This window comes from Cytobacillus oceanisediminis (assembly GCF_003182355.1).
GTDB classification, from domain to species: domain Bacteria; phylum Bacillota; class Bacilli; order Bacillales; family Cytobacillaceae; genus Cytobacillus; species Cytobacillus oceanisediminis_A.
This window is the reverse complement of record NZ_QGTW01000029.1, coordinates 20,048-28,130: the sequence shown is the minus strand read 5'-3', so window position 1 is coordinate 28,130 and position 8,083 is coordinate 20,048. Positions and strand designations below refer to the sequence as shown.

Here is an 8,083-nt window from a genome sequence, read left to right as displayed (position 1 = left end):
AATCCTCCGCTCATATTCATTAAATCTATTGAAACACAAAAAACCCCGGAAAGGGGCACTTTTTTATCAGTGTCCGCTATCCGGGGTATAGTTCAAATGGAAAGGGGGCTTTTTATTTAAATCTGGTCGCTTCCAAAGAAATTTTTGAAAGACTGGAATGTCGTATCACGGTTAAGTGCCGCAATAGACGTTGTTAAGGGGATGCCTTTCGGGCAGGATTGGACACAGTTTTGGGAGTTACCGCAATTGGCAAGTCCGCCATCACCCATGATCTGCTCCAAGCGTTCAGCTTTATTCATTTCTCCTGTTGGATGTGCATTGAATAAACGAACTTGTGATAAAGGTGCTGGTCCAATAAAATCGGATTTGCTGTTAACATTCGGACAAGCTTCAAGGCAAACTCCGCACGTCATGCATTTTGACAGCTCATATGCCCATTGGCGTTTTCTCTCAGGCATACGAGGCCCTGGCCCCAAATCGTAAGTTCCGTCGATTGGAATCCATGCTTTAACTTTTTTCAAAGAATCGAACATGCGGCTTCTGTCAACCTGTAAGTCACGGACTACAGGGAAAGTACGCATTGGTTCAAGGCGGATTGGCTGCTCCAGCTGGTCGACAAGAGCAGTACATGACTGGCGCGGCTTGCCATTAATCACCATAGAGCACGCTCCGCAAACTTCTTCAAGGCAGTTCATATCCCAGGAAATCGGTGTAGTTTTTTCGCCTTTCACATTGACCGGATTTCGGCGGATTTCCATAAGAGCCGAAATAACGTTCATATTGGGACGGTATTCAAGCTCAAACTCATCCTGATAAGGGGCTGAATCAGGTGTATCCTGTCGGCTGATAATAAATCGGACAGTTTTGGTTTTGGTTTCTTGCATAGCTTAATTCTCTCCTTTCTTTTTGGAATAATCACGCTTGCGCGGTTTAATTAAACTTACATCAATATCCTCGTAATGGAATTGAGGAGCAGAATTTGCATCAACAAACTTCGCCATTGTTGTTTTCATGAATTCCTCATCATTACGTTCAGGGAAATCAGGCTTATAGTGTGCACCGCGGCTTTCATTACGGTTATAAGCACCGATTGTAATAACGCGTGCCAATTGAAGCATGTTCTGCAATTGACGGGTAAAGCTCGCACCCTGATTGCTCCACTTCGCTGTATCGTTTATATTAATGTTCTTATATCGCTCCATAAGCTCGACAATTTTTTCATCCGTTTTTAAAAGCCTGTCATTATGGCGTACAACTGTTACATTATCAGTCATCCATTCGCCAAGCTCCTTATGAAGGACATAAGCATTCTCTGTGCCATCAAGAGACATAATATTGTTCCACTTTTCTTCTTCCTGTTTAACATAACGATCAAATAATGATGAAGGAAGATCCTCAGCACTCTTATCCAGGCCGCTGATGTATTTCACTGCATTAGGGCCGGCAACCATACCGCCATAAATGGCTGAAAGAAGTGAGTTGGCACCTAAACGGTTTGCACCGTGCTGAGAATAATCACATTCACCTGCAGCAAATAATCCAGGAATATTTGTCATTTGATCATAATCAACCCACAGTCCGCCCATAGAATAGTGGACAGCCGGGAAAATTTTCATCGGAACTTTACGAGGATCTTCTCCCTGGAATTTCTCATAAATTTCAATGATTCCGCCAAGTTTGATATCAAGTTCTTTAGGGTCTTTATGGGATAGATCCAGGTAAACCATGTTCTCCCCATTAATTCCAAGTTTTTGGTTAACGCACACATCAAAGATTTCACGTGTTGCTATATCGCGAGGTACCAGGTTTCCATAAGCAGGATATTTCTCCTCAAGGAAGTACCAAGGCTTACCGTCTTTATATGTCCAAACTCGTCCGCCTTCACCGCGGGCTGATTCACTCATAAGGCGGAGCTTATCATCTCCCGGAATGGCTGTTGGATGAATTTGAATAAACTCTCCATTTGCATAATAAACACCTTGCTGATAAACAATCGAAGCAGCTGAGCCAGTGTTAATGACCGAGTTAGTTGATTTACCGAAAATGATTCCAGGTCCGCCAGACGCCATAATAACAGCATCTGCAGCAAATGACTTGATTTCCATTGAAGTCAGGTTCTGGGCAACGACACCTTTACAGGCTCCATCGTCATCGATAACTACCCCCAAAAATTCCCATCCTTCATACTTTGTGACCAAACCGGCAACTTCATGGCGGCGGACCTGCTCGTCCATCGCATAAAGCAGCTGCTGGCCAGTCGTGGCACCTGCGAATGCTGTACGGTGATGCTGTGTTCCACCAAAGCGGCGGAAATCAAGCAATCCTTCAGGTGTACGGTTAAACATAACACCCATACGGTCAAATAAATGAATAATGCCTGGTGCAGCTTCTGCCATTGCTTTAACAGGCGGCTGGTTTGCCAAGAAGTCACCGCCATAGATTGTATCGTCAAAATGAATCCAAGGAGAATCTCCTTCTCCTTTTGTATTTACCGCTCCGTTAATACCGCCCTGGGCACAAACAGAGTGAGAACGTTTAACCGGCACTAAAGAAAATAATTCAACCGGAGTCCCTGATTCTGCCACTTTAATTGTCGCCATCAAACCGGCTAATCCACCGCCGACAACTATAACCTTTCCTTTACCCATCGTGACTCACTCCCTTAATCCTATTACTAAGAAAAGCGCAAGGCGCCCGCTTTTTTTGCGACAAATCCTTCGAGCCGATGTCGCCTTCACCTAAAAGCTATCGCTTTTAGGTGTTTGCTGACTATGCTGCCGAAGCTTTCCTTGTGGAGCTAGACAGCTGCCTAACTTCTTATATTTTTTTATCTTTTATTTTCAGACCCTAGTCTGATAGTCTTTTAATGTCTATTAAATGAATGCTGTAAGCGCACGTACGCCAACAATAGAAAGTACGATAAAAATACCGATCGTAACATAAGTTGAAATGACCTGAGAACGAGGCGATACTGTAATTCCCCAGCTTACAAGGAATGACCAAAGGCCATTGGCGAAGTGGAAAATTGCAGAAATAACACCAATAATATAGAACCAGAACATAAATGGATTAGATAGAATATTCTCCATCATCTGGAAGTTAACATCTGCTCCAAAAGCGGCTTGCACACGAGTTTCCCAAACATGCCAAGCAACAAACACCAATGTAATAACACCAGTTACACGCTGCAGCATGAACATCCAGTTGCGGAAGAATCCAAATCTGCTCGTATTATTTTTCGCAGTAAAAGCAATATAAAGGCCGTAAATTGCGTGGAACAACAAAGGTAAATAAATAACGAACGTTTCAAGGAAAATCCTGAATGGAAGACTCTCCATAAAATGCGCAGCATTATTAAAAGATTCCTCTCCCCCTGTTGCAAAATGGTTCACTACAAGGTGCTGAACCAAAAACAGTCCAACCGGTATAACCCCAAGTAATGAATGCAATCTGCGATTAAAAAACTCTCGATTACCTGCCATAAACTTTCCCCCCCTGATTTGTAAAAAATGATGCTGAGCCCCCGCTCAGGACATCATCTCGAAAATGTTATTCATTTTCTTACAATTATGTGACATGTCCATTTTACTCCCAAGATAATAGAGCGTCAAGAAAACGTATACATAAAATGTTCCATATTAATAAAATTTTTTAAAAATACAAAATGCTTAAAAACAGTCAATATCCTGCTTTCTACCTCTCTTAATTGTATAGCCCCAATATATTAAAATAGTAATTTTTTTTGGGGAAATGGTTCTATTTTTTCTGGAATGGATATTACAACCCTCTGCATATTGTATATAATAGAATAATAGAAAGAGGGGAGACTATTGAGCGAATTAGCATCTGCGAAATCCACTAACGAAGGTAACATACAGTCAGTCCCGGTATTTGGTTATGAACTCATCCGGGAGGTGCTGCTGCATGACCTATTAGGCACTGAAGCACCGGAAATTTTATATTGGGCCGGCAAAAGGCTTGCTCGCAAATATCCTCTTGGATCAGCCGAACATATTGCCGAGTTTTTTCAAAACGCCGGCTGGGGAAACCTCTCCATTAAAAATGAAACGAAAAACGAAATTGAATTGGAATTATCCAGCCACCTGATCGCCGACCGATGCAAAAACAATGATGTCTGCACCTTTCAGCTTGAAGCCGGATTTATCGCCCAGCAAATAGAATTTCAGAAGGATGTCATTTGCGAAGCCTTTGAACATCCCCGTAAAAAAACCGGCAAAATCCAAATCACTGTAAAATGGGATAAAAAAGATGCTTCCGTGTGATTCATATGTATGACAAAAAGCTTTCAAAAACTTCCTTTTGAAAGCTTTTTGTTTTTCCCAGGCCCTGAAAAGCCAATTTTTCAGACTTGTTTTTTTAAGCTTTTACTGCAGAATCGGACAGCTGGAAGGCATCATGCAATGCATCAACTGCTTCAAGCATTTTGCCGTTTTCTACGACAGCAGAAACCTTTATTTCCGATGTGCTTACCATTTTCACCTGAATTTCATTAGCTGAAAGCACTTCAAACATTTCTGCTGCAACACCCGGATTGGAAATCATGCCTGATCCGACAATCGAAACTTTTGCGAGCCCCGACTCCCATTCAATGCGATCGTAATTTAAACTGTCCCTGCTCTTTTCCAATACCTTCACAGTATCAGTCAGATCTTCATTTTTGATCGAGAATGATAGGTTGGTCGTTTGTGCTTCTGTCATACTTTGGATAATGATATCAACATTGATGTGATTATTAGCAAGTGCTGAGAAAATGGTAGATAAGCCAGTAAGTGAATTAGGAAGGCCGAGAATTGTCACCCTTGTAATATCATCTTCAAATGCTACACCGCGCACGACTAAGTTTTGTTCCATCTTTACTTCCTCCTCAATAATTGTTCCGGATTCCTTTTCAAGGCTTGAACGAACTTCAAGCGGAAGTCCATAGTTTTTCGCAAATTCTACGGCTCTTGGATGAAGGACACCTGCCCCTAAATTTGCCAGTTCAAGCATTTCATCATAGGAGACGGAATAAAGCTTTCTTGCATTTTTTATATATCTTGGATCGGTTGTAAATACCCCAGTTACATCGGTATATATATCACACTTATCCGCTTTAAGTGCAGCCGCCAATGCAACTGCGGTTGTATCCGAACCTCCGCGGCCCAATGTAGTGATCGCACCATCTTCTGTCATCCCCTGGAATCCGGCAACAATGACAATATTTCCTTGTTGCAGTTCTGTCTGGATTTTACCTGTATCTATGTCCAATATCCTTGCATTCCCGTGGACAGGCTCCGTCTTAATCCCAGCCTGCCAGCCTGTAAATGAAACAGCAGGGTGCCCTTTCGCACCTAAAGCCATGGCCAGCAAAGAAATGGTCACTTGTTCACCTGTTGTAAGCAGCATATCCATTTCCCGTTTATTTGGAGCAGGAGAAATCTCCCTTGCCATACCTACTAGCTGATCTGTCGTTTTCCCCATTGCTGAAACCACCACAACGACATCATTTCCTCTTTTCTTTTCTTCAATCACCCGATTGGCCACATTTTGAATTCGATCTACAGTGCCAACGGAGGTACCTCCGAATTTTTGCACAATGATTCCCACAACTTCCCCTTCTTTCTAAACAATCTTGTTGTATTGTATTGTTTGCCGTCCCTATGTAAATTACCCTTTACCAGTTTACTTCCGTTTTTTTGGCAATAGCTTTGTTAATCTTGCCTGTTGATTTCCGCTCTAGGCACTCGCATTCCTGGCGGTCCAACGCGCCTGATTGGGTCTCCCTTTGACTCGCTTCTCTCGAATGAATTTTCGAGGATCCCGAACCTTCCGCTGCCAAAATCAACAATCAGCTATAATGCAGCCTTTTTTTGGCAATAAAAAAAGCAATGAGATATACTATCCCATTGCTGTGCAGCCAAATGTATAATAAAGAAGCAAACACAGTGAGATAGCTCTCCAGGACGGCATAGCCCTGACAATCCTGCATTTATTCAATACAGAACCAGCAAAGAAAATGATGAGATTTTCTCCACTTCGGCAAACATTCCCTTTCAAAGCTTTTCACGGAAGCTCATTCTTCTCCAAGCTCTTACTGATGAAGTTCGCACCTCTACCTTCACTTAACGATGTTGTTCAAAAAGTCCGGAAAAATAGCATCAGGCTCTTTTTGAACACATACTTTATCGCTATAAAGTGATATTGATATAAAGTTTCAACCATTATATCATATCAAAAAATTGCTGTCTATATCCAATTAATCGATTATGTTGACGATTTTCCGTTCTGCTCTGCAAGGCGCTGCTTTAGTTCCTCCGCTACGTTTGCAGGGATCCCTATCTCTCGAAATTCTTCGAAAGAAGCCTCTTTCATTTTCTTAACGGAGCCAAAAGCCTTCAGCAGCTGCTTTTTCCGCTTCTCTCCAATACCCGGAATCTCGTCAAGGATTGACTGAAATGCGCTTTTCCCGCGGAGCTGGCGGTGAAAAGTGATCGCAAAGCGGTGAACCTCATCCTGGATTCTCTGCAGCAAATAAAACTCCTGGCTGTTCCTGGTGAGCGGAATAATTTCAAGCGGACTTCCATAAAGAAGCTGGGATGTTCTGTGCTTTTCATCCTTAACCAGGCCGGAAATAGGGATATCAAGGCCCAACTCATTTTCAAGGACATCCCTTACAGCTTCCACATGCCCTTTGCCCCCATCAATCATAATCAAATCTGGAAGTGGAAGCTCTTCTTTCAGAACCCTTGTATATCGGCGACGGACTACTTCCCTCATGGATTCATAGTCATCAGGGCCTTTGACGGATTTAATTTTATATTTCCGGTATTCCCTTTTTTCAGGCTTTCCGTCTATAAAAACGATCATTGCAGATACAGGGTCCGTTCCCTGTATATTTGAATTATCAAATGCTTCAATTCGGTGGGGAGTGTAAATGCCAAGCTGCTGTCCGAGATTTTCTACAGCCTTTATCGTACGTTCCTCATCCCGTTCAATTAAAGAGAACTTCTCCTGCAGGGCGATCTTCGCATTTTTATAGGCAAGCTTTACGAGATCCTTCTTTTGGCCGCGCTGCGGCTTTAAGACTTTAACATCCAAAAGCTTTTCTGCCATTTCTATATCGACAGAGTCGGGAGCCAATATTTCACGCGGTTTAAAATGGTTGGCCTTAGAATAAAATTGGCCCAGGAATGTTAAGATTTCTTCCTCCGGTTCATTATAAATCGGGAACATGGACACATCCCGCTCAATGAGTTTGCCTTGTCTAATAAAGAAAACCTGAACGCACATCCAGCCTTTATCAACTGCATAGCCGAATACATCGCGGTCTGTAAAGTCTGTCATGGTCATTTTTTGCTTTTCCATTGTTGCATCGATATGTGCAATTTTATCCCTGAGCTCTTTAGCTCTCTCAAAATCCAGTTCCTCAGCCGCCGCTGCCATCTTCTCCGTTAAATCTTTCTTAATATCTTTGTATCCGCCATTTAAAAATCTGGCGATTTCATCTGTCATGCGTTTGTATTCTTCTTCGCTGACATCTTTCACACAAGGAGCAAGGCATTGGCCCAAATGATAGTAAAGGCATACTCGATCAGGAAGGGTCGAGCATTTACGCAGCGGATAAATCCTGTCGAGAAGCTTTTTCGTTTCATTGGCAGCCTGCACATTTGGATAAGGCCCAAAATACTTTCCCTTATCCTTTTTAACCTTTCGGGTTGTTATCAGACGGGGATGCCGTTCGGCTGTCAACTTAATAAAGGGATAGCTTTTATCATCCTTTAGCATCACATTGTATTTCGGGTCATATTTTTTGATCAGGTTCATCTCAAGAACTAATGCTTCCATATCTGAGGAAGTAACAATATATTCAAAATCCTCAATTTCATTGACAAGCCTTAATGTTTTTCCATCATGAGAGCCGGTAAAATAGGACCTGACACGGTTTTTTAAAATTTTCGCCTTTCCCACATAGATAATGGTACCCTGCCTGTCCTTCATCAAATAACAGCCTGGCTGTGCGGGAAGCAAAATTAGTTTATTTTTTATATTTTCATTCATCCAATCACTTCCCGGAACTTTATTT

Annotated in this window: 6 protein-coding genes and 1 riboswitch; of the genes, 1 reads left to right on the top strand and 5 read right to left on the bottom strand. The window is 42.2% G+C overall.

The genetic code is table 11. The features are described from left to right. Positions 1 to 116: 116 nt before the first annotated feature. From sdhB to DFO73_RS27800, 3 genes are all read right to left on the bottom strand, one after another. Positions 117 to 884: a succinate dehydrogenase iron-sulfur subunit gene (sdhB, locus tag DFO73_RS27810; RefSeq protein ID WP_110067898.1), complete on the bottom strand. Its 768-nt coding sequence runs from the start codon at positions 882 to 884 to the stop codon at positions 117 to 119. A 3-nt stretch (positions 885 to 887) separates the two neighbouring features. Then, positions 888 to 2,648, bottom strand: coding sequence for a succinate dehydrogenase flavoprotein subunit (gene sdhA, locus DFO73_RS27805; RefSeq protein ID WP_110067897.1), 1,761 nt, complete (start codon positions 2,646 to 2,648; stop codon positions 888 to 890). A 225-nt stretch (positions 2,649 to 2,873) separates the two neighbouring features. Continuing rightward, the gene (locus tag DFO73_RS27800) at positions 2,874 to 3,482 is read right to left on the bottom strand and encodes a succinate dehydrogenase cytochrome b558 subunit (protein WP_110067896.1); all 609 of its coding nucleotides are present in this window, start codon (positions 3,480 to 3,482) and stop codon (positions 2,874 to 2,876) included. A gap of 348 nt (positions 3,483 to 3,830) precedes the next feature. Here DFO73_RS27800 and DFO73_RS27795 point away from each other — a divergent pair, with 348 nt between their 5' ends. Further along, positions 3,831 to 4,283, top strand: a complete 453-nt coding sequence (locus DFO73_RS27795) for a YslB family protein (RefSeq protein ID WP_110067895.1) — start codon at positions 3,831 to 3,833, stop codon at positions 4,281 to 4,283. Between the two features lie 94 nt (positions 4,284 to 4,377). Here the strand turns inward: DFO73_RS27795 and DFO73_RS27790 are convergent, their stop codons facing one another. After that, a complete protein-coding gene (locus tag DFO73_RS27790; protein ID WP_110067894.1) occupies positions 4,378 to 5,607 on the bottom strand; it encodes an aspartate kinase in 1,230 nt (409 codons plus the stop codon). A 336-nt stretch (positions 5,608 to 5,943) separates the two neighbouring features. After that, a riboswitch (Lysine riboswitch) is annotated at positions 5,944 to 6,123 on the bottom strand. Between the two features lie 141 nt (positions 6,124 to 6,264). Further along, entirely contained in the window at positions 6,265 to 8,058 is a 1,794-nt protein-coding gene (uvrC, locus tag DFO73_RS27785; RefSeq protein ID WP_110067893.1) for an excinuclease ABC subunit UvrC, read from the bottom strand. Positions 8,059 to 8,083: the final 25 nt, after the last annotated feature.

Bases quoted from the DNA above. Each gene is read 5' to 3' on its own strand.
- sdhA (WP_110067897.1), bottom strand. From the start codon at position 2,648: ATGGGTAAAGGAAAGGTTATAGTTGTCGGCGGTGGATTAGCCGGTTTG.
- sdhB (WP_110067898.1), bottom strand. From the start codon at position 884: ATGCAAGAAACCAAAACCAAAACTGTCCGATTTATTATCAGCCGACAG.
- uvrC (WP_110067893.1), bottom strand. From the start codon at position 8,058: ATGAATGAAAATATAAAAAATAAACTAATTTTGCTTCCCGCACAGCCA.
- DFO73_RS27800 (WP_110067896.1), bottom strand. From the start codon at position 3,482: ATGGCAGGTAATCGAGAGTTTTTTAATCGCAGATTGCATTCATTACTT.